Below are 21,870 nucleotides of genomic sequence, written 5' to 3' on the forward strand. Positions count from 1 at the left end.
CTTAACAACTTAGCCTATATGGGCAATGGAGGCGATTTCGATTAACGCTTCGGGTTTAACAAGCCCACATTGAATACAATAACGCGCGGGTTTTTCTCCGGGAAAATATTCTGCATACACTTTATTAACCGCAGCGTAGTTGGCCCAGTCGGTAATGAGTATGGTATTAAACGTAACGTCATCCATAGTACCGCCGGCTTCTTCAATAACCCCTTTAATGGTTTCTAACACATGCCGTGTTTGAGCTTCTGCATCGCCAATATGTACAACATTGTTGTCTTTATCAAAGGGTAAGGTGCCCGAAACGTACAAAATGTTGTCTGCCATAGAACCTGGCACAAAGGGTGCGATAGGGGTGCCCGTTCCGGCTGGGATGATGGATTTTTTACTCATAGGATTCACCTTCAATAAATGATTAAAATCAGTCAGTGCCTGTTACGGTGTTGCAGAAATCGTTGACGTTAGATACCCAACCAAAAAAGGTTTCCACATTAAAGAGCGAAGCTTCTTGAATTTCTTTGGGGCCCGCTTGGTGTGTGGCATCTGCAAGCATGACGCCAAAATATTCGAGAAAAAAACCATCCCTTAAGGTGGACTCCACACACACATTGGTGGCAATGCCGGTAAAAATTAATGTGCGAATGCCTCGGCTGCGTAGCATGCTGTCCAGATTGGTATTGTAAAATCCGCTGTAGCGAGTTTTAGGAATAACAATATCGCCTTCTTGTGGTGTTAGCTCATCCACAAGTTCGTAATCCCACGTGCCTTTTGCCAATAAAGTGCCCATAAGCTCGGGTTGTTTACGCATGGTTTTTAGGGCGTTGGATTTATACCAATTAGGAGAGCCGGGGCCGCCGGCTTCTTGATATTGTGGGTCCCATCCGTTTTGAAAAAAGACGACGGGCATGTCCGCACTTCGAGCCGCGCCAATGACTTTGGCAATATTGTCAATGACCGGGCCTGTATGAGAAACGTCAAACCCCGCTTTATCTAAATAACCCTTTTTGCTGGCATAGGCATTTTGCATGTCTACCACAATAACGGCGGTTTCTTTCGGATTAAACGCTAACGGCTCGGGCTTTGCGGGCAATACCTTTGTGTTAGAACCTTCATTTGTCCCTGCAATTTGAAACTCGGCCAGTGAATTTGTGCTTTGTGAAGAGCCTGTCATTATGCGGCTCCAGCAGTAACAGAAACATGTTGTCTTGATTTCATGAGCGGTTGAATTTTGGTGCCAAAATCATCCATCCCTTTAATAAAATCATCAAACGTTAAAAGAACACCTTCGCAGCCAGGCACGGTGTCAATTTCATCGAGCATGGCGGCAACAGAAGCGTAAGAGCCAACCAGTGTGCCCATATTTAAATTCACGGCAGAGGTTGGGTCGGTCATATCTCTTACATTGGTATCTTTGCCAGATTTTTTATCGACTGAACCCTGTGTGGTCATCCAATCAATGGCAGATTGATCTTTACCTTCTTTATAACTTTCCCATTTGGCCATGGCTTTTTCATCGGTTTCGTCGGCAATCACCATGATGAGAACGGTTGAGCCAACATTGCGCCCGGCGTCATCTGCGGCTTCTTGCAAGCGTGCAGCCGTTGGGGCGAAAGCGGTGGGGGTATTTAAACCTTTGCCAAAACAGAAGTTGTAGTCAGCGTGTTTGGCAGAAAACGCCATGCCTGCTGCGCTTTGGCCTGCACAAATAATCGGGATTTTTTTCTCTGGTTTGGGCAGCATACGGCAATCGTCCATTTGGAAGTGCTCACCTTTAAAATCACTTTGCCCGGTTTCCCATAATTCCTTACAAACCTTGATGTATTCATCAAGATATTCATAACGGTTGCCAAAAAATTGATCCCCTGGCCACATGCCCATTTGTGAGTATTCAGGGCGTTGCCAACCGGTAACCAAGTTAACGCCAAATCGGCCATGTGAAATAGAATCGATGGTGGCTGCCATGCGCGCCATAATGGCGGGGGGTAAGACTAAAGTGGCGGCAGTGGCATAGAGTTTAATTTTGGAGGTGACGGCGGCTAAACCGGCCATCAACGAAAAGGATTCTAAATTGTAGTCCCAAAATTCAGTTTCACCGCCAAAGCCTCTTAATTTAATCATAGAGAGGGCGAAGTCTAGACCATACTGTTCCGCTTTTAGCACAATTTCTTTATTTAAATCGAAGGTCGGTTTGTACTGTGGTGATGTTTTCGATATCAGCCAGCCGTTGTTACCAATGGGGATAAATACTCCGATGTCCATGATTGCCTCTCTTATTTACTGTGCTATTGCGAAAAACTCGTGAAATGAAACGCCAATAAATATTGGTTTGTGTGTATTTACGCAAAGCATGAAATAAGCCAAAAGTAAAAAATGCTTTGTAATCAATGATTTGTGAATTTTTATCACTTGTAATTAGACCATTTGGTCCAATTTGGATCTTTTGGTTTGTTCACTCCTGGTGCAGTATTGTTTTAATACGGTGCGAAGTGACAATGAGTGTGAATGGATTATCATAGTGGTGGTGAAAGTCATTTGTTAAATAAAGAAAAGTGGTAATGAAAAACAAAAAAATATCGTCTAGTGAAAAAAGTGCTAAACGGGTTTTGAGCCCAAGCTCACAAAAAAGGCGTGAAAAAGCACAAGAAAATAAAAAGGCCGCCATTATGAAGGCAGCATTAGATCTATTCTCCCGAAATGGAGTGAATGGCACCAGTATTGAACAGATTGCCGAAAAAGCGGATGTTTCGAAAAGTAATGTATTGTATTACTTTAAAAATAAAGAACAGCTTTATATTGAAGTGATTACTCGATTACTTGAAATTTGGCTAAAGCCTTTGCAAAGCTTTTCAATAGAGCAAGACCCCATAGAGGCGCTTGCTCATTACATTAAAGTGAAGTTAGAGCTGTCGAGGGACTACCCTGCTGAGTCGAAATTATTTTGTATGGAAGTAGTTCAAGGTGCACCATTGCTCATTCAGGAGCTGGAATCACCCTTAACGACGTTAATAGAAAATAAGGTAGCCGTGATAAAAGAGTGGGTAGAGCAAGGAAAGTTGGCAGAAGTGGATCCTTACCACTTAATTTTCAGTATTTGGGCAATTACCCAACACTACGCGGATTTTAATGTTCAAATTCAAGCGGTCACAGGAAAAAATTTGAATAATAGGGCTTTTTTTAACAGTACCTTAATCAATATTCAAAATATTATTTTGGAAGGAGTGAGGCCGAGAGTTTGAGCTGAGGGTCTTCTTTGGCCCAGTTAACCTCTGTATGGGGATAATATTTGCTCAACACTTAACCTCTACTGAGAGTATTGGACGGGGACCTCTAGGCCCCTCCTCCTAATCGATTCTTCTAGGGCGGCGTCCATCCGGCATAAACTCTTCATCATCGGGTAATTCATCTTTTTGACGATTTGCGTAATTACCAAATACAGAGCCATTTTCCTCAAATATTAATCCGGTAAAGCCATGTGCGGCAATCGCACAAAAGAAGTTGCCAAGAACATCATGTTCGGTTTCTCGATTATCAATGCAATACATCATCGTATAATTGTCTTCTTTAATTTTAAACAGCGATGTATCAGGCAAATTATCCAAAATAAATGCCGGTTCTTTTAACCCGAAACGCATCTCACCATCGTCAATTTCATACTTTGATTTTTCGTGGTCAATACCATTGTCAGTTTTGGAAAGAACGTTATAGCAGTACCACTGCTCATCATCGACAGTAAAAGGAAGTAGTTCACCTGATTCTTCAAGAATGTCTACCAATTTCATAGCAACATCTTTTCGGAATGCAAACGTACTCATACCTATCCAAGCAATATCGGGGATTGGTTCCTCAAAATTATTAAAGTAAGCTTTAAAATGCAGAGGTATTATCCCTGCTTTAGAATTACATTTGAATTCCCATTCGTCTGAATCATAAACTGAATCTTCAGGGAATATGAATCTGAATTTAGAATCAGGTTTAACAGCATATATTTTCATGTCAATATTCCAGTGTTCCGTTTTGTAATTTTTTCGCTATCAACTTTAAGGCTACTCGGCATTCAAGCGGTGATGTCGTGCCTGACAAAATATTGGTAACATTTAGATAATATTCTTTTGTATGGATTTTCGCATGACTTGGGGCATTCGGCATATCTTCATGAGGAAGAAATCGAGAGTCTCGCGGTAGATATACGCCGTTATCAGGGTCATCTATTCTAATTTTAAATTTGGCTAGTATTCTTCTAGCGGCTTTCGCTTCGGGGTGTCTACCACTCACTATTGCGTGAGCTGCTACATTTAAAGGTTTTGGTATTCCGGTAGCTTCCATATGCTTCGATAGACGTTTGGGTTTATGTCTATCGCTCAAAAGCTGTTGCTTTGACATGCCCTTTGCTTCAGCGTGATATTTTGAAAGCGCGGACAAGGCTTGTATAGTCCCTTTCATCATCAGTTTTGTGTACAACTTTGAAGCCAGTGCTGTAATTTCAGCAGTGGTTAAATTCTTGGCTTTCTTTTCAAAGATAGGTTTCGAGTTTTTATCAAGATGCTCTTTAGTCATCTTTTTCATCTCGTAGTAGCCTATCTGTTTTTCGGTTTCTCTGATAACCTCTATGAGACCGCACACAAGTTCATGAGGCTGAACCTCATAGACATCCACATTTGACTCTTGCACCATTTGTAGTCCTATTTCAAATAGTTTTTGGTAGCGGTGATTCTATCAATGGTGAATACACGATGATAAGACGTTGTATTTATTTTTGGCGCGCGCATCATTAGGTATGTTAACTTTTTGCATTTTGTGGCTAATATTTCCTCACCGCTCTAATCACATTTTTGCCCTTCTGCGATTGCGGATTGAATATGTTCCTAGCGGTTTTTTTGGCGTCAGCCAACGTAGAGAAAGCGTTTTCAGTGCCTTAAGCAATATCCAAAATATCATACTGGAAGAAGTGAAGTCGAAATTATGAAGTTTATTTGGCTTTCTAGTGTGCGCCACAAAATTGTGGCGCAATGTTAGAGCTTGTAAATAATGTTGATCGAGCCCAGTTTTTTAATGCTTAAAATGGCAATCAATATACTGAGATTGTTGTGGAAAAGGTAGAAAATAATGAAAGCAAAAAATTACCGCATATCCACTTCTTTAATCATTCGAGCAACATCCAGCAATCGTTGCTGAATCAGAGCTTTCGTATACTGATCATCCCCAGTGATTTTCAAGGCGTTTTCCAATTGCCTGCGGGCCTTATCAAAAATACCGTTCAAAATGAAATATTCTGCACGAGCTTGATGTAAGCCCAAAATGTCTCCAGCAAGGCCATGTACTTCGGCCAATAAATACCAAGTATATTCATCTTTAGGGCGTCGTTGGCTGTGTTGTTTTAAGGTGATTTCAGCTTGAGCGTAGCGGCCGGCATCCATCAGAATTTCTGCCAGTGCGATATTGAGTGAGTGGCTTTGGGGGGAATACTGCAATTGTTTTTGCAGTCGGTTTTGGGCTTGATCGAATTTCTTTTCTTTCGCATCAAGCTTGGCCGCCGCAATATGAAAGGCGATATGGTCAGGCTTTTCTTTTAGTAATAAATTAATGTTGCGTCTGGCGTCATCGTATCGGCCGCTTTCGGTCAACGATAGGGCTAGTCCGTATCGGCTGCCTAACATTGAGGGGGTGTCCCCCTCTAATTCATTGGCGAAACGTTTCGCTGCAATGCTGTAGTTGGTCTCGTGCGCAAGGCGTGCTCTTACTTGCATCAAATAAAATTCTTCATTGCTATTGTATTGTCGCTTGGGGTAACGCTGGGCGCGGTTGCGAGCATCTGCCACTCGGGATTCGGTAACCGGGTGAGTCAGTAAAAATTCAGGGGGGCGGCTTCTGTAGCGAGTTTCTCTGAGCATACGCTCGAACATTTGTGCACCGGCATCGGGATTACGACCCGCATTGACCATGGTTAACATGCCAATTCGGTCGGCCTCTTGCTCGTTTTGGCGACTGAACCTCAGTTGTGAATCTAAGGCAGCGGCTTGGGTAGCGGTGAGTGCTGCCATACCGGCATCGCCCCCAGCGGTGGCGGCCAGTACCAGGCTCGCTAAAATGCCCGCCATGGTGGGAATGCTGGAGTTGCTTTGTTTCTCGCGGCTGCGCGCATAATGCCGTTGGCTTAAATGAGCTAATTCGTGTGCCAATACTGAGGCAAACTGGTCTTCATCGCCTGCATACAAAAACAAGCCTGTATGAACACCGATCACGCCACCGGGAACGGCGAAGGCGTTGATAGTGGGGTTGGGAACCACCAATAAGTCCAATCGATGATCTTTGAGTTCGCTGTATTGAACTAAGTCCGCCAGTAAGTTTTCAATGTATTCGTGTAAGAGAGGGTCGGAAGAGGTTCTCACTTGGCTGCGATACATTCGTAACCACATTTGCCCAAGCCTGTATTCTTGGGCGGGTGAGACTAAGCCTGAGCTGGCATCGCCTAAGTCGGGTAAGAGGATATTATTCTTAGTATTGGCGTAGCTCTGTGTAGAATAAACAGAGAATAAAACAGCTAAAAACGCTATGTAGAGGATACTTGGCAGTGTTTGCCAAAGAGTTTTGTTTGGGCATCGTTGAGGGAAAGTGGGGCGATTGAGCACTTCATAAATTCCAATTGTTTTTTACCACTGTATACGTTAACGACGATTGTTCAAAGCATGGTTCCAATCATAGTGTGAAACCGGTAGTTTATAGCCACTTTGTGGTATCGCCGCTTTTGTATTCATGGTGATTGGATTGGGACTTGTCAGAATGGTTCCTGGCGGTTGTCCGTTAGCCCCCTTTTTCTGTCATCTTCATGATTGGGCGGAGTGTTGTAGCAATGAAGCTGTAGTAATGAAACTGTAGTAATGAAGCCAAGGGTGAGGTTAAAAGCCAGTGGCTATGTTGTTTGTGTTTGAGAATGTTTACCCTATTGTAAGGAAGTTCATGACAAAAGTTGCTCAAATTGTGGATGCTTGTGGTTTACAGTGTCCGATGCCGCTGCTGAAAATGAAGCAGGCCCTTCATAATATTTCGGTAGGGGAGGTGGTAGAGTTGTTGGCGACGGATGCTGGTTCGCAAAAAGACGTTGCGGCGTTTGCGAAGCTCAGTGGCCATGACCTCTTGGTATCATCTGAAGAAGAGGGCGTCTATCGCTACCGGTTGCGTCGAACACATTAGCCATGTTGAGCCGTCTATTCTATTAAACGATCTACTCATCACGCTATTTAAACCTAAGGATTTCCCACATTTATGCTCACGATTTTAGGCAATTGGGTTCACCGCTATTTTTCGGATGAAGAAGCGGTTCTGCTGGCCATTTTATTAGTATCGAGCTTGCTTATTGTACTCACAATGGGGGCAGTATTGGCTCCTATGATTGCCAGCTGCATTATTGCCTTTTTAATGCAAGGGCTGGTTCAACATTTAAAAGCCTTGAAAATTCCTCATGTGGTGGCCGTTAGCATCGCATTTTTGGTTTTGGTGGGCTTTTTGGTATTGGCGTTTTTGGTGATTTTACCGGGGTTGTGGTATCAGCTGAAAAATCTGTTCGCCGAATTTCCGCGTATGATGGGAGAGTGGCAGCAATTGCTGTTGGTGCTTCCTGAAAGATACCCATCGTTGATCAGTGAGGCACAAGTAAAAGATCTACACGATTTAATGCGGCATGAGCTGGGTGAGCTGGGCCAGGGTATTGTGACCTTTTCAATTGCCAATGTTCCGGTGTTAATGGCCGTATTAGTGTACCTCGTTTTGGTACCCATTCTGGTGTTTTTCTTTCTTAAAGACAGCCAAACCATTTTAACTTGGTGTGCGTCATTTCTCCCTCGTAAACGGCCTGTGATGTCCAAAATTTGGGCCGAGATGAATTTGCAAATTGCCAACTATGTCCGTGGAAAAGTCATCGAAATCATTATTGTTGCGGTGGCAAGTTACATTACATTTGCTCTTATGGGAGTAAATTACGCATTATTATTGGCCTTGGCGGTGGGATTATCCGTCGTGATTCCCTATATTGGCGCAGCGGTCGTTACCATTCCTGTGGCGATGATTGGTTTCTTTCAATGGGGTTGGGGGAATGAGTTATTTTGGCTGATGTTTGCTTACGGTGTCATACAGGCGTTAGACGGAAATATTCTCGTGCCGTTGTTATTTTCTGAAGCCGTTAACTTGCATCCAGTGGCAATCATTCTTTCTGTATTAGTGTTTGGGGGCTTGTGGGGCTTTTGGGGGGTGTTTTTTGCTATTCCTTTAGCCACTTTTACTAAAGCCATTTTTAATGCGTGGCCCCTAGCCGATGAAGCGGCGCAATTGTCTAGCCAAGAGCCGTAATCGAAAGTCATAAATTTAAAAATTAAGGTGGTAATTGGTAATGCATGGTATTAGGTGGTGTCAGTACGTTATGCAATGTTTTATTCAGTGTAACGTTGTGCGGTATACATTCACTCAGCCCTCATTAACATATCGAACGTATTCGTATCGAACGCGCTTCCCCTCCATCCGCTTATCATTAAAAAGCTTAGCGACAGCGAATCTGTTCATCTTACTGATCTTACCTATTGCGGATGTTTTCGCACAGGCTAGTTTGGATGGCTATAGCGAAGGTGAGCCTCGTAATGTGGTTGTTAGCCCTAATGATGATCGCCTGTATCGCTATCTCACCTTAAAGAATGGCATGAAAGTACTTTTGATTTCCGACCCTTCATCCGATAAAGCGGCGGCCTCTTTGGATGTGTTTGTGGGGAGTGGAGATGACCCCAAGGGGCGTGAGGGTTTGGCGCACTTCTTGGAGCACATGCTATTTTTAGGCACAAAAAAGTACCCTAAACCAGAAGCGTATCAAGAATACATTAAGCAGCATGGCGGCACTCATAACGCTTATACCAGTCTTGAGCACACCAATTATATTTTCGAAGTCGATTCTGCTTATTTAGAACCCACTTTGGATCGATTCTCTCAATTTTTTATCGCACCATTATTTAATCAGGAGTATGTGGACAGAGAGCGAAAAGCGGTTCATTCCGAGTACAGTGCAAAATTAAAAGACGAATATCGCCGTGCTTACGATGTATTTCGGCAGGTATTTAACCCGTCTCACCCCAGTGCAAAATTCAGTGTTGGTAATTTAACCACCTTGGCGGATCGCCCAGATTCAACCGTAAGAGAAGATCTGCTTACGTTTTATGATCACTTTTATTCTGCCGATCAAATGGCGCTGGTCGTGATTGGAAAAGAATCACTTGATGCTTTACAGGCAATGGTTGAGCCTCGTTTTAATCAGGTGCGTCAAGCGAATGTGTTACTAGAGCGTATGTCTCAGCCGCTCTTCTCCCCAGGTGATTTGCCGTTGTCGGTTTATGTTCAACCCGAAAAAGAACAGCGCACACTCACCTTGGCTTTTCCTGTAGAAAACCCTCAGCCTCATTTTAAAGCGAAGCCGTTAAATTACATTGGTAATGTACTCGGTCATGAAGGGCCGGGAAGCATTATTGATGTCTTAAAAACACAGGGGTGGGCAGATTCTTTATCGGCTGGTGGTGGTGCTCAAGATCGTGATAATGGCTTGTTTCAAATTACCATTCGTTTAACGCAAGAAGGTTATGCCCATACCGACGAGATTGTCGGGTTAGTGTTTGCGGGCATCGAGCAACTGCGAAAAAAAGGGTTACAGCGTTGGCGTTTTAATGAACAGAAAGAAATTGCACACATCGAATTCGATTATCAAGAAAAAGGCAATACATTTTGGACGGCCAGTAATTTAGCCAGTCGTCTTCATGAATTTCCTGTTGAAGAAATTAATCGTGGTCCTTACTTGTATGACACCTACGATGAAGGGTTGCTGGTTAAATATTTATCGAAGATGACGCCGAAAAACTTATGGCTCACGATTACCGCGCCCGAAGTGAAGACCGACAAAATAACGGAGTTGTACACTACACCTTATTCTGTGAAACGTTTGGTGAAGAGCCAATGGAGTGTAAAGCCGGAGTTAAAATCGCGTTTGGCTTTGTACGAGCCGAACCCGTTTATTCCCGGTAATTTAGCATTGGTGCCTGACCCCGAGCCTCAGCCTGTTCCCTCTCTGATTGTGGATAAACCTCATCAGCATGTGTGGCATCGGCTTGGTACCGACTTTGGTGCACCCAAAGGCAGTATCTCGATTCGTGTGGATACACCGACTTCGGGTACGTCTGCCTTGAATGCTGTAAAAACGGCATTGATGGCTGATTTGGTGGTGGATAAATTGCAAGCGTACAGTTATCCCGCCCAGTTGGCGGGTCTTCGTTACGCTCTCAATAGTCAGCAGCGTGGTTTTGATGTGCATCTTTCCGGCTTTACCGAAAAGCAGGGAAAATTATTAGACATGGTATTAAAGGCGCTTACGACGGCGAAATTTGAGCAAACATCGTTTGATCGTGTTAAAGAGCGTTTGCGTCAGCGCTGGAAAAATGCCGTTAAGCAAGCGCCTTATAAACAACTGTATTATGCGATTCCTTCCACCTTGACCAACGTCAGTTGGCCGAATGCGCAAAAATTAGCCGCACTGGAAACCGTTACTTTGGCATCGTTAAATCAATTTGCCAGCGGTGTGTTTAAAGGGAGTGTTTCTCATATTCTCGTGAATGGCAATTTCAGTAGTGAGCAAGCGTATCAATTAGCTGAAAAAATCGAAACAATCACACCTAAATTAACCGTTGCTAACCTTAGGCCTGTAGCTGATGCCTCGGGTGAGGAGACGGTAGAGATAACACCTGCTGTACCGGAAGGTTCGGTAAATATTCCGCCCGTAAATGTTATTGAATTACCACAGGGCAATATTTGGCAATCCGTTGCGGTCGATCATCCCGACAAGGCGCTTGTTTGGTATGTGCAGGGGGCGGACGACTCTTTGGAAGAGCAGGCTAGGGTGATGTTGTTGGAGCAAATGCTGTCGTCCCGTTTTTTCCATGAATTGAGAACCGAACAACAATTGGGTTACATCGTCTATACCAATTCGATGATGTTAAAAAATGTCCCGGCCATCACCTTTGTTGTGCAGTCGCCTTCGGCCACTGTCGAGCAGGTGCAGAAATCCATGATGGCATTTGCGAATAAAGTGGTTGTCAGTAAGGGTAAGGAGTTCGAGCAGCACAAGAAGTCTTTGGTTGGCGAATTATTGGAATCACCGAAAAATCTTCGCGAGCAGAGCTCAAAGTATTGGGCAGATATTTTAGCGGGCAGGGTATCGTTTGATCGACGTGAGCAATTGGCTAGGATGGTTGAAGGTATTTCAGCGGAAGCTTTTGCGGCCTATGTTAACCGAGTGTTGTTACAGCAACCTCGCTCACTGTGGCTTTCGGCAGGGGCCACCGGCGAAGAGGCTCCGAAAGCGTTGTGGTTGAATGATGTTCAAAGTTTTAAATTGGGTCGTAAAGGTTACCGCTATCCATAGTGAAAAATGTGTAGAGTGAAGTGTGCAGAGTAAAGGGGTGGCCTCGCCACAAGACTCGTTTTGTCATAAATCGTCATTATGATTCCGTATGATTCAATTCTTCGTTACAAGGTCTTATTAAAAGGCTTTGGTCAAAAGGTTTGAGGCACAAGGATGAGCCCTGAACAGGGCGTGCCAAAGCCAATTTCCCTGTCAATGTGAATAAAAAGCCACCATGTCGAGTTTTGTAGTTAGTTTGTGATTTTTTGTAGTAAAATTACATAAAATGACATTTTGGCGCACAATACTTCGTTTGGGTTGTTTTTTGTTCGGCATTGAACGCTTTTTCGCCCGGCTTTGCCGTCTTTTTTGGTCATTTCTGTTATTGATCATGTAGAAAACTTCCATTTTTTGTGTAAAAATACTACACAATTTAGTGATATCGTCCTTTTTATGTCGTAATCCGGTGCATATAGAGAGCAAACGATGCACTTAAGTAAACACATTGTTGTGCTTCTCTGTTTAAAAAAAGCAATAGCAGTGCGTTGATAAAAATGTCGTTGGGTCTAGAAAGAGGTCATCATAAGGATTTGGTTTATTCAGTGTTCGCTAACCGCAATAAATACTGAGTTTAGGAATACCCATATCATCTAATTAAAACCATTGGGGTTGATATTCTGCTTTTGTTGATTTGTTACCACGATGAAGACAGAGCAAGAATGTTGACTTGAAATATTCTGGAAACCATACCCTGACTCTTACGTTTAAGGGTGCAGTGCCGAGGAGATTATTAATGCGAGAGGACATCGATGCCCTGGAAACCCAGGAATGGACTGACGCGCTATATTCAGTCATCCGCCATGCCGGGCCAGAGCGTGCCGCTCAGTTACTCATCGAGTTGGCTAAAAAAGCCAATGCAGCCGGCGTGGAGCTACCACAAGCCATAACCACTCCCTACCGCAACACCATCCCCACGTTTAAAGAAAAACGTATGCCGGGCGACCTCTTTATGGAGCGCCGGATTCGATCTTTAATTCGTTGGAATGCCATGGCGATGGTGATTCGCGCTAACGATAATAAAGATGGCTTAGGTGGCCATATTGCGACCTTTGCATCGGCAGCCACACTGTATGATGTGGGCTTTAACTACTTCTTCCGAGGCAATGATGGTGATCAGCCCGGTGATTTAATTTATTTCCAAGGCCATGCTGCACCAGGCATGTATGCTCGTTCATATTTAGAAGGTCGTTTTGACGAAGAGCAATTGGATAACTTCCGTCGCGAAGTCGATGGCAATGGCTTGTCGTCTTACCCGCATCCTTGGCTAATGCCGGATTACTGGCAGTTCCCAACCGTTTCTATGGGCCTTGGTCCCATCAATGCAATTTATCAAGCGCATGTTATGCGTTACATGTCTGCTCGTGATTTAGTGAAACGTGGTGATCGTAAAGTCTGGGCGTTCCTTGGTGACGGTGAGTGTGATGAGCCAGAAACGCTGGGTGCGATTTCTTTGGCCGGACGTGAAGGGTTAGAGAATCTTATCTTCGTCATTAACTGTAATTTGCAGCGTTTGGATGGCCCGGTTCGTGGTAACGGTAAAATCGTTCAAGAACTCGAAGGTGTCTTCCGTGGTGCAGGTTGGAATGTCATCAAAGTATTGTGGGGTCGTCATTGGGATCCATTACTTGAAAAAGACAAAACCGGCTTGTTGCAAAAGCGCATGGACGAAGTGGTCGATGGTGAATTGCAAAATTATAAAGCCAATGGTGGAGCCTATACCCGCGAGCATTTCTTCGGTAAATACCCAGAGTTACTTGAGTTGGTAAAAGACATGAGCGATGAGGACATTATGCACCTCAATCGCGGTGGGCATGATCCATTTAAAGTCTATGCTGCTTATGCCGAAGCAATGGCCAGCAAAGGTAAGCCAACGGTGATTCTTGCGCAAACCGTAAAAGGTTACGGTATGGGCGCATCGGGTGAAGCCATTAATGAAACTCACTCGGTGAAAAAGCTCGGTAAAGATGATTTGAGCGCCTTCCGTGATCGTTTTGGTATCCCGATCAGTGATGAAGAATTAGAAAAAGTTTCTTACTATCGTCCATCGCCAGATAGCCCAGAAATGAAATATATGATGGAGCGTCGTCGTTCGTTGAACGGGTTGATCCCATCTCGTAACACCGAATTCCCTGTCTTAAAAACACCTGAATTAAAAGCCTTTGAAGCGCAAATGAAAGGTTCGGGTGAGCGTGAAATTTCTTCCACCATGGCTTTTGTTCGTGTGTTATCGACGTTGGTGAAAGACAAAAACATCGGCCAGCGTGTCGTACCGATTGTTCCAGATGAAGCGCGTACTTTTGGTATGGAAGGCATGTTCCGTCAGTTAGGAATTTATTCTTCTGCGGGACAGAAATACACCCCGCACGATTCCGGTCAGATCATGTATTACAAAGAGGATAAGAAAGGTCAAATCCTCGAAGAAGGCATCACCGAATCGGGCGCTATGTCAGCATGGTTAGCGTGTGCAACGGCTTACACCAACAGCGGTTGCCCAATGATTCCGTTCTACATTTTCTATTCAATGTTTGGTTTCCAACGTATTGGTGACTTGTGTTGGTTGGCCGGTGACATTCAAGCACGCGGCTTCTTGATTGGTGCAACGGCAGGGCGAACCACATTGAATGGTGAAGGTCTTCAGCACGAAGATGGCCACAGTTTAATTATGGCGAACACCATCCCGAACTGTAAAAGTTATGACCCGTGTTATGCCGGTGAATTGGCGGTGATTATTCAAGATGGTGTGAAGCGTATGTTCGAAGACCAGGAAAACTGGTTCTACTACGTGACCGCCATGAACGAAAACTACGTTCACCCAGAAATCCCAGCAGGCTCTGAAGAGGGCATCATTAAAGGGATGTATCAGTTGAAGCCGGGTAAGAAAAAATCGGGTAAGAAAATTCAATTATTGGGTGGGGGTACCATTCTTCGTGAAGTGGAAGCGGCAGCGGAAATCTTGCGCGATGAGTACGATGTAGATGCCGATATCTGGAGTTTGACCAGTGTGAATGAGCTGACCCGTGAAGGTCAGTCGGTGGCTCGCTGGAACATGCTTCACCCAGAAGACGAAGCAAAAGTGCCTTACGTCACTGAGTGTTTGAAAGGCACCAAAGGCCCCATCGTTGCGGCGACTGATTACATGAAAGCCTACGCAGAACAATTGCGTGCCTTTATGCCACGTTCGTACACCGTTTTGGGTACCGATGGCTTTGGCCGCAGTGATACTCGCGCTAAGTTACGTCGCTTCTTCGAAGTGGATCGCGGCTTCGTTGTGGTTGCTGCACTCACGGCGTTGGCCGAAGAGGGCAAAGTGGAAAAATCCGACATCGTCAAAGCCATGAAGTCATTTGGTATTGACGCCGAAAAACCAGAGCCTATGAGTTGCTAGGCCACTGCGCTGTTAGGTGTTGTTGACGGCGATTGGCTCCTCAATATTGATGAATTTCATCGAGGATGCGAATCGTCGTTAAGCAAACAGCGAATGTAACCGGTAAAACGCAAAACGTCTAAAACGATCACGATTTACCGAAGACTGACAGCTACGACAACAGAATTAAGGAGTTACAGTGTCTACTCAAGATATCACTGTTCCAGACATTGGCGGCGCAGAGGGTGTGGAAATTATCGAAGTGTGCGTCGCGCCCGGTGATGCCATTACCGCCGAGCAGTCACTCATTGTATTGGAAACCGACAAAGCCACCATGGAAATTCCCAGTGAGTTCGAAGGCACCATTGCCTCGCTCACGGTGAGCGTTGGCGATAAAGTTAGCCAAGGCGACAAAATAGGAGAAGTCTCTACCGGCGATTCGACGGGCAGTGCCTCTGATAGCGCCAGCGCACCTGCTGCTGAAGCTGTCCCAGAACCTGTCGCTGAGCCCACGTCAGTGGCAGCGGCGGCTTCAGTAGCTTCAGCTGCGAGTGTGGATGCCACCGTTCCCGATGGTGTCGAAGAAGCTGAAGTGATTGAAGTCAGTGTTGCCGTGGGCGATACCATTGCCGAAGGCGATACTCTTGCGGTTTTAGAAACCGACAAAGCTACCGTTGAAGTCCCAGCTAATGCGGCGGGTACCGTAACGGAAATCAAGATTACCGTTGGTGACAAAATCAGTTCGGGCGATGTGGTGGTCAGCCTTGGCGGTGGCAGTGCTCCGGTGCCAGCGCCGACCGAAGCGCCAGCACCGGCTGCTCAGGCAGAACCAGCTCCCGTTGCAGCAACGGCCACGCCTGCTACTTTGCAAGCGACAGTGCCGGAGGGTGCCGAAGACGCTGAAGTGATCGAAATTAGTGTAGCGGTGGGCGACACCATTGCTGAAGGCGATACACTAGCGGTGCTGGAAACGGACAAAGCAACGGTTGATGTACCTGCTAATGCTGCGGGTAAAGTGACTTCAATTGCCATCAAGATCGGCGATAAAATCAGTTCCGGTGATTTGGTGGTTACCCTAGAAGGCTCTGCTGCGGCAGCGCCGGTGGCGGCGCAATTTCCCTCAGCACAATCTTCCGTACCCCAGCCTGCTGCAACGACAAGTTCAACAGCTGTCTCGAAACCGGCACCTACGGTTACGCCTTCACCATTAGAATCAGGTGCGTTGGATTCTGCTGCGACGGATGTCTATGCCGGCCCTGCGGTGAGAACCCATGCGCGTGATTTGGGTGTCAACTTAAAAGAAGTGAAAGCCACAGGCCCGCGTGGCCGCATCTTGAAAGAAGATGTGGATAACTACGTTAAGAAGATCATCGCACAGAAAGACAAAGCGCCTACGGCATCATCGGGTAGCGGTATTCCGGCCATGCCAGAAATTGATTTCACCAAGTTTGGTGAAGTCGAAGTGGTGCCAATGACGAAAATTCAGAAAATTACGGCCTTTAATATGCACCGTAATTGGTTGAATATTCCTGCGGTTACCCAATTCGATGATGCCGATATCACAGAGTTGGAAGCGTTCCGTAAAGGCTTAAAAGCCGAAGCAGAAAAACGCGGTGTGAAATTAACGCCATTGCCATTCTTGCTAAAAGCCTGCGCAGCAGCTTTACGTGCAGAGCCAACATTTAACGTATCTATTACCGCTGATGGTGAATCATTAGTGAAAAAAGATTACGTCAATATTGGTATAGCAGCGGATACGCCGAATGGTTTGATGGTGCCTGTCATTCGTGATGTAGACAAAAAAGGCCTATGGCAATTGGCGGAAGAAGCCAATGCCATCATCAAAAAAGCCAGAGATGGTAAGTTAACCCCGGCGGATATGCAGGGTGGTTGCTTTACGATTTCAAGCTTGGGTGCGATGGGTGGCAATGGATTTACCCCAATTGTGAATGCACCAGAAGTGGCTATTTTGGGCGTATCTAAAGCGCAAATGAAGCCGATCTGGAATGGCAAAGACTTCGAGCCTCGTAATATGTTGCCATTGGCATTGAGTTACGATCATCGTGCTATTAATGGCGCTGATTGCGGCCGATTTTTCACTTACTTAGTGAGTGTGATTGCCGATGTGCGTCGCTTGCTGTTGTAATTACTGATTTTATATCAGGCCACAAAAAAACCGAGCATTTGCTCGGTTTTTTTGTGGGTGAGTTGCGTCTGTCAGACAGGATTAAAATAACCCCTTCAATGTCTCGGATTGTATAACGAATTGGTTGTATAACGAATTGGTTGTATAACGAGTTTCGAGAGCGCGCTCTTGGTTGCTTTTTATTAGCTCTTGAGTACACAAGTAGTTATTCTGAAAATTTTAGTAGGTAGAAAAATAATAAGTTCTTCAAAAAGTACCTAGAGTATCCTATTTTTCCTATATGGCATGAAAATTGGTTTCAAAACGATACTTGAATAAAGAATAAAAACATTATCGAGCCTATTTGAAATAGCTATTAAGTGAGGATGTATGAGCAGTAAACCCGTATCTAGTTTTCTCCCTTTTGCAACCATTTGCACCATGCTGTCTTCGTCATTAGCCTTGGCGCAAGAAAATAGTGCGGAACCGAGCACGATTGAAGAAATTACCGTAACGGCCACAAAACGAGAGCAGAGTATTTATGAAGTGCCGATAGCGATCAGTGCGTTCAGTGGTGATGCGTTAGCTTCTCAGGGTATTACTGATTTAACCGATGTGGGTAAGTTCGTACCCAATCTGAATATTACCGGTTTTTCAGCAGGACACACCTCCTCTGCTAACCCTTTTATTCGTGGTATTGGTTTGCAAGACCACTTAATTACCACCGACCCAGGTGTGAGTGTGTATGTGGATGGCGTCTATCTTGGACGTCAGGTTGGCCAAAATTGGAATTTGAATAACATTGAGCGCATCGAAGTGTTACGAGGGCCGCAGGGAACCCTTTATGGTCGTAACTCCATTGGGGGAGCGATCAACATCATTACGAAAGAACCGGATACTGACGGTTACACCAGAGTGTCAGTAGAAGGTGGTACGCGTGGGCGCATTAAAACGGATTTCTTCGCCAATCATGGAGTTAATGAAAATTTAGCCTTCAACATTAACTTAGGTTACAACGAGCGCGACGGTGTAGGTGATTTTATTAATGTCCCTGATGCTGAATACGATGTGGGTGAGCTGGAAGAAATGTATGGAAGGTTTTCGGTTAAATACACCCAGGGCGATTTCAGTTTGGTCGCAACGGCGGATGGTAACAATGGTAAAGGTGGATTGCGCCCTTATACGACATTAATTTTACCCGGTGGCGCTTTGGACTCGGCAGGTTATACCCAAGCGGATATTACCCGTGATGCCTATGATAATGCGACGGGTAATTTAAATGTGACGGAGGTTCGCAACAATGCTCGGGGTTTATCGGTCACCGCCAACTGGGACTTCAGTGATACAATGGCTGCTAAAGCCATCTACAGTAATCGCTCCTCTGACTACAAAGCGGGTTTGGATGACGACAGTTTGTTTGATGATTTTTTATCCTTTCCTGAAGAAGGTAAAGCGGAACAGACGTCGATCGAATTGCAGTTAAATGGCGATTTTGGGAGCGTGGATTTTGTATCGGGATTGTATGCATTTGAAGAAGACGGCTCTAACCGACAACCGGATGCTGTATTTAACGGTGGACCATCGCCCTTCTTTTTAGAGCAAAATACCACCAGCCAAGCAGTATTTGTGAATGTGGGTTTCGATATTACAGATCAGTTCCGATTATCTGGCGGCCTACGTTATACCGAAGATGAAAAAGACGTGACTGCCAACGTCTTTGATGTTGTTGGTAACGTGAGTGATACCGACAGCTGGGATGAGTTAACTTGGGAGCTCGCTGCCAATTACACCTTGGATAACGGCATCAATTTCTATGGCACCATCCAAACGGGTTACCAATCGGGGCAATACCCTGCTCGTCCGTACTGTATTTTTGGTGATTTTGGTGCTGTCGGTGGTTTTGATGCACTGGGCGCAGGAGATGAAAACGCCATTGCTGCGGCTGTTGCCGCCGTTCAAGCCAACAATTGTGTCGTTGCTTCCGATAATATCACGGCGGTTAATTACGAGGCCGGCATGAAGGGTTCGATTGGCGGTATCCTAAGTATGTCGATTGCTGTATTTAATACCGAGTATGAAGAATTGCCCTATCAGGTCAGTTCCACCAGTGGTGTTGGGTTCACCACCACGAATCAGATTGTGGAGCAAACCTCTCGTGGTGTGGAGTGGGAAAGTACAGTCTATTTCAATGAAAATTTCACGCTTCATACCTCGTTAGGTTATATCGATGTTGAAGTGGAAAAACAAAATAACGTTAGACCTGTCGCACCACTCACCCCAGAACTCACTGCCAGTATTAGCCCATCGTATACACACTATTTAAACAGTGGAAAAATAATCGCCCGTCTCGATTATTCCTTCCGTGACAGCATGTATGGTGAACCCAGTGATCTTCCAGGACGTTTTACCGAAATCGATAGCCGTGAAATCACGAATTTTGATATCGCTTATAAAACAGAAGACGAAGCTTATACCATCGCTCTGTATGGCCGTAATATTTTCGACGAGCGATACGATAATGCGCGATTGAATACGGGAGATTATGTATTGCAGATTCTCAATAATGATTTGAGTGAATTTGGAGTCCGGTTATCGGCTGAGTTTTGAGAAATTATGGGGCGGTAAGTAGGATAAATGAAAGGGGTGCAGGGTGGTTGAAAGGTAGTTGAAGGGTAGACCGTAGGATGTGCAAATCTTCCTGTGTCGCGTTACACTCGCTCAGCGATGACTCAAAAGGTGATCGATAACAATAATGAGAGAACACATCCTAAAAAGATGAGGAGATACCGTATGGCATCACCAGATTCCACCCAAGATACCCCTGTTTGTGATTTGGCTGATCAAGCTTGTGAGGCTTGTAAAGTGGGGGCGCCCTTGGTCGAAGGGGACGAAGCCCAGCGTTTACTTGCTGAACTACCCGGTTGGGAAGTTGTGACATTAGACGGCGTTGAGCAATTAAAAAAAGAATACACCTTTAAAAACTTTCGCTTGGCGCTTGAGTTGACCAATAAAATCGGTGCGCTGGCAGAAGAGTACAAACATCATCCTGGTATTTTGACGGAGTGGGGGAAAGTCACGGTCACTTGGTGGACACATAAAATCGGTGGTTTGCACAAAAATGATTTTATAATGGCGGCAAAGACAGACTCAGTGACTTAAGTTTTGTTTGTAACTCATCGGCGTTTACATTTTCCGTTTTCATAATGTGAATGCTATAGGCCAATCCTTTGGGTTTGGCCTAGTTATTTTTTTTGCTATTTCTTTTATCCTTTCTTTGCCACTCCTTTACTTGAGCCCCTCGTTGAGTTGAGCAGCGTATTTTCCCTCGTGTTACAGTACGCGTTTTGACTCATAATGAAAGCAAGGGTGACTTTTGAATACCTTTTATTGGCATGACTATGAAACTTGGGGAGCCAACCCCGCCTTAGATAGACCCTCTCAGTTTGCGGGTATTCGTACCGATGAGTCACTGAATGTGATCGGTGACCCTTTGGTGATGTACTGTCGCCCAACGCCTGATTTTTTGCCTCACCCAGAGGCATGTTTAGTCACGGGCATAACACCACAGCAAGCTTTATCGGAAGGCGTGAGCGAGGTGGAGTTTATTCGTCGTATTCACGAGGAAATGGCTACGCCCGGTACGTGCACGGTGGGATATAATTCTATCCGCTTTGATGACGAAGTCACCCGTTATACGCTGTGGCGTAATTTTTACGATCCTTATGAGCGGGAATGGCAAAACGGCAACAGTCGTTGGGATATTATCGACATGGTACGTTTGGCGTATGCCATTCGGCCCGATGGGATTGAGTGGCCTACCCACGATTCTGGAAAGCCGAGTTTTCGATTGGAAGATATTACCGCCGCCAATGGTATTGGTCATGAAAGTGCTCATGATGCGTTATCAGATGTTATGGCAACCATTGCCGTGGCGCGTTTAATAAAAGATAAGCAACCGAAATTGTTCGATTATTTACATGGCCTGCGCAATAAAAAGCGGGTATTGGAAATGATCGATATTGAAGGTGCGAAACCGCTGCTGCATATCTCATCTCGATTCCCGGCAGAGCGGGGGTGTGCGGCATTGGTATTGCCCTTAGCGATGCATCCAGTCAATAAAAATGCGGTGATTGTGTATGATTTGAGTGTCTCTCCTGAGGCATTATTGAATTGCAGTGCTGAGACCATTCGAGAAAAACTCTATACCCCCACTCATGAGCTTGCAGAGGGTGAGTCGCGTATTCCCTTAAAATTGGTGCACGTTAATAAATGCCCGGTATTGGCTACCCCGAAACTCTTGGACGAATCGTCTGCTGAACGCTTAGGAATTTCTCTGTACGATTGCCGGAGACATTGGCAGCAAATGCGCGCAGCGCAGTCAGAGTTGTTTCACAATCTGGTGGAAAAAATGCAGTCGGTATTTACCGAAACCCGAGAGTTTAATCAGGATGCCGATTCAGCTCTGTATGGCGGTTTTTTGGGCGGAGACGATAAACGTTTGGCGCAGCAAGTTCGCGAAGCATCGGCGGATGAGTTGGTCAGTCGCTCATGGCCTTTTGAAGACGCTCGTTTAAAAGAATTATTCTGGCGTTATCGAGCCAGAAATTTTCCAGAAGTTTTGGGGGATGAAGAACAACGTCGTTGGGCGATGTTTTGTTTAGGAAGATTAACCGATGCGGCTCAGGGAGGGGTGACCATAGACGCATTGCAAGAGCGGATATTTGAATTGCAGGAAACGCAGGAATTGACCCCTTCTCAGTTGTATATTCTTGAGTCGCTCTCAAACTATGGGGATGAGCTGGTTTCCTACCTCTATTAATAATTTTTCTGTTGCCCTGTAATCTAGTGCTGGCTTTAGTGTAGTTAAGAGCCTTACAGGGCGTATGTATTTTCATGCTTTCA

15 protein-coding genes are annotated in these 21,870 nt (G+C 45.1%); 9 read left to right on the top strand and 6 right to left on the bottom strand.

Annotated features, from left to right (window positions below; translation table 11 throughout):
* Positions 1–9: 9 nt before the first annotated feature.
* The 3 genes from rutC to rutA are packed head-to-tail and all read right to left on the bottom strand — an operon-like array spanning position 10 to position 2,259.
* Entirely contained in the window at positions 10–393 is a 384-nt protein-coding gene (gene rutC, locus LU351_RS03030) for a pyrimidine utilization protein C (RefSeq protein ID WP_232592522.1), read from the bottom strand.
* Between the two features lie 28 nt (positions 394–421).
* On the bottom strand, positions 422–1,171 hold the full coding sequence (gene rutB, locus LU351_RS03035; RefSeq protein WP_232592523.1) for a pyrimidine utilization protein B: 750 nt from the start codon (positions 1,169–1,171) through the stop codon (positions 422–424).
* Positions 1,171–2,259 (bottom strand): pyrimidine utilization protein A, encoded by a 1,089-nt coding sequence (rutA, locus tag LU351_RS03040; protein WP_232592524.1) that lies wholly within the window; start codon positions 2,257–2,259, stop codon positions 1,171–1,173. Before rutA ends, rutB begins: the two co-directional genes overlap by 1 nt.
* 296 nt (positions 2,260–2,555) lie before the next feature.
* Between rutA and rutR the strand changes: the two genes are divergently transcribed.
* Positions 2,556–3,236, top strand: a complete 681-nt coding sequence (rutR, locus tag LU351_RS03045) for an HTH-type transcriptional regulator RutR (RefSeq protein WP_232592525.1) — start codon at positions 2,556–2,558, stop codon at positions 3,234–3,236.
* Positions 3,237–3,341: 105 nt separating this feature from the next.
* On the opposite strand, the gene LU351_RS03050 is transcribed toward rutR, so the two are convergent.
* The 3 genes from LU351_RS03050 to LU351_RS03060 form a co-directional block, all read right to left on the bottom strand.
* Positions 3,342–3,992, bottom strand: a complete 651-nt coding sequence (locus LU351_RS03050; protein WP_232592526.1) for a hypothetical protein — start codon at positions 3,990–3,992, stop codon at positions 3,342–3,344.
* A 1-nt stretch (position 3,993) separates the two neighbouring features.
* Complete coding sequence (locus tag LU351_RS03055; RefSeq protein ID WP_232592527.1) at positions 3,994–4,671, bottom strand: AHH domain-containing protein; 678 nt, start codon at positions 4,669–4,671, stop codon at positions 3,994–3,996.
* A gap of 446 nt (positions 4,672–5,117) precedes the next feature.
* Positions 5,118–6,626 (bottom strand): M48 family metalloprotease, encoded by a 1,509-nt coding sequence (locus LU351_RS03060; protein WP_232592528.1) that lies wholly within the window; start codon positions 6,624–6,626, stop codon positions 5,118–5,120.
* Positions 6,627–6,954: 328 nt separating this feature from the next.
* Between LU351_RS03060 and LU351_RS03065 the strand changes: the two genes are divergently transcribed.
* From LU351_RS03065 to sbcB, 8 genes are all read left to right on the top strand, one after another.
* Positions 6,955–7,188: a sulfurtransferase TusA family protein gene (locus LU351_RS03065; protein WP_232592529.1), complete on the top strand. Its 234-nt coding sequence runs from the start codon at positions 6,955–6,957 to the stop codon at positions 7,186–7,188.
* Between the two features lie 72 nt (positions 7,189–7,260).
* A complete protein-coding gene (locus LU351_RS03070) occupies positions 7,261–8,340 on the top strand; it encodes an AI-2E family transporter (RefSeq protein ID WP_232592530.1) in 1,080 nt (359 codons plus the stop codon).
* 97 nt (positions 8,341–8,437) lie between these two features.
* Positions 8,438–11,440 (top strand): insulinase family protein, encoded by a 3,003-nt coding sequence (locus tag LU351_RS03075; RefSeq protein ID WP_232592531.1) that lies wholly within the window; start codon positions 8,438–8,440, stop codon positions 11,438–11,440.
* Positions 11,441–12,212: 772 nt separating this feature from the next.
* Positions 12,213–14,864: a pyruvate dehydrogenase (acetyl-transferring), homodimeric type gene (gene aceE, locus LU351_RS03080; RefSeq protein WP_232592532.1), complete on the top strand. Its 2,652-nt coding sequence runs from the start codon at positions 12,213–12,215 to the stop codon at positions 14,862–14,864.
* A gap of 178 nt (positions 14,865–15,042) precedes the next feature.
* Positions 15,043–16,989: a dihydrolipoyllysine-residue acetyltransferase gene (gene aceF / locus LU351_RS03085; RefSeq protein WP_232592533.1), complete on the top strand. Its 1,947-nt coding sequence runs from the start codon at positions 15,043–15,045 to the stop codon at positions 16,987–16,989.
* 369 nt (positions 16,990–17,358) lie between these two features.
* Complete coding sequence (locus LU351_RS03090; protein ID WP_232592534.1) at positions 17,359–19,575, top strand: TonB-dependent receptor; 2,217 nt, start codon at positions 17,359–17,361, stop codon at positions 19,573–19,575.
* A 183-nt stretch (positions 19,576–19,758) separates the two neighbouring features.
* Positions 19,759–20,127, top strand: coding sequence for a 4a-hydroxytetrahydrobiopterin dehydratase (locus LU351_RS03095; protein WP_232592535.1), 369 nt, complete (start codon positions 19,759–19,761; stop codon positions 20,125–20,127).
* Between the two features lie 214 nt (positions 20,128–20,341).
* Entirely contained in the window at positions 20,342–21,787 is a 1,446-nt protein-coding gene (gene sbcB, locus LU351_RS03100) for an exodeoxyribonuclease I (protein ID WP_232592536.1), read from the top strand.
* The last annotated feature ends 83 nt before the right edge of the window (positions 21,788–21,870 follow it).

This window comes from Marinibactrum halimedae (genome assembly GCF_021234875.1).
GTDB lineage: Bacteria > Pseudomonadota > Gammaproteobacteria > Pseudomonadales > Cellvibrionaceae > Marinibactrum > Marinibactrum halimedae.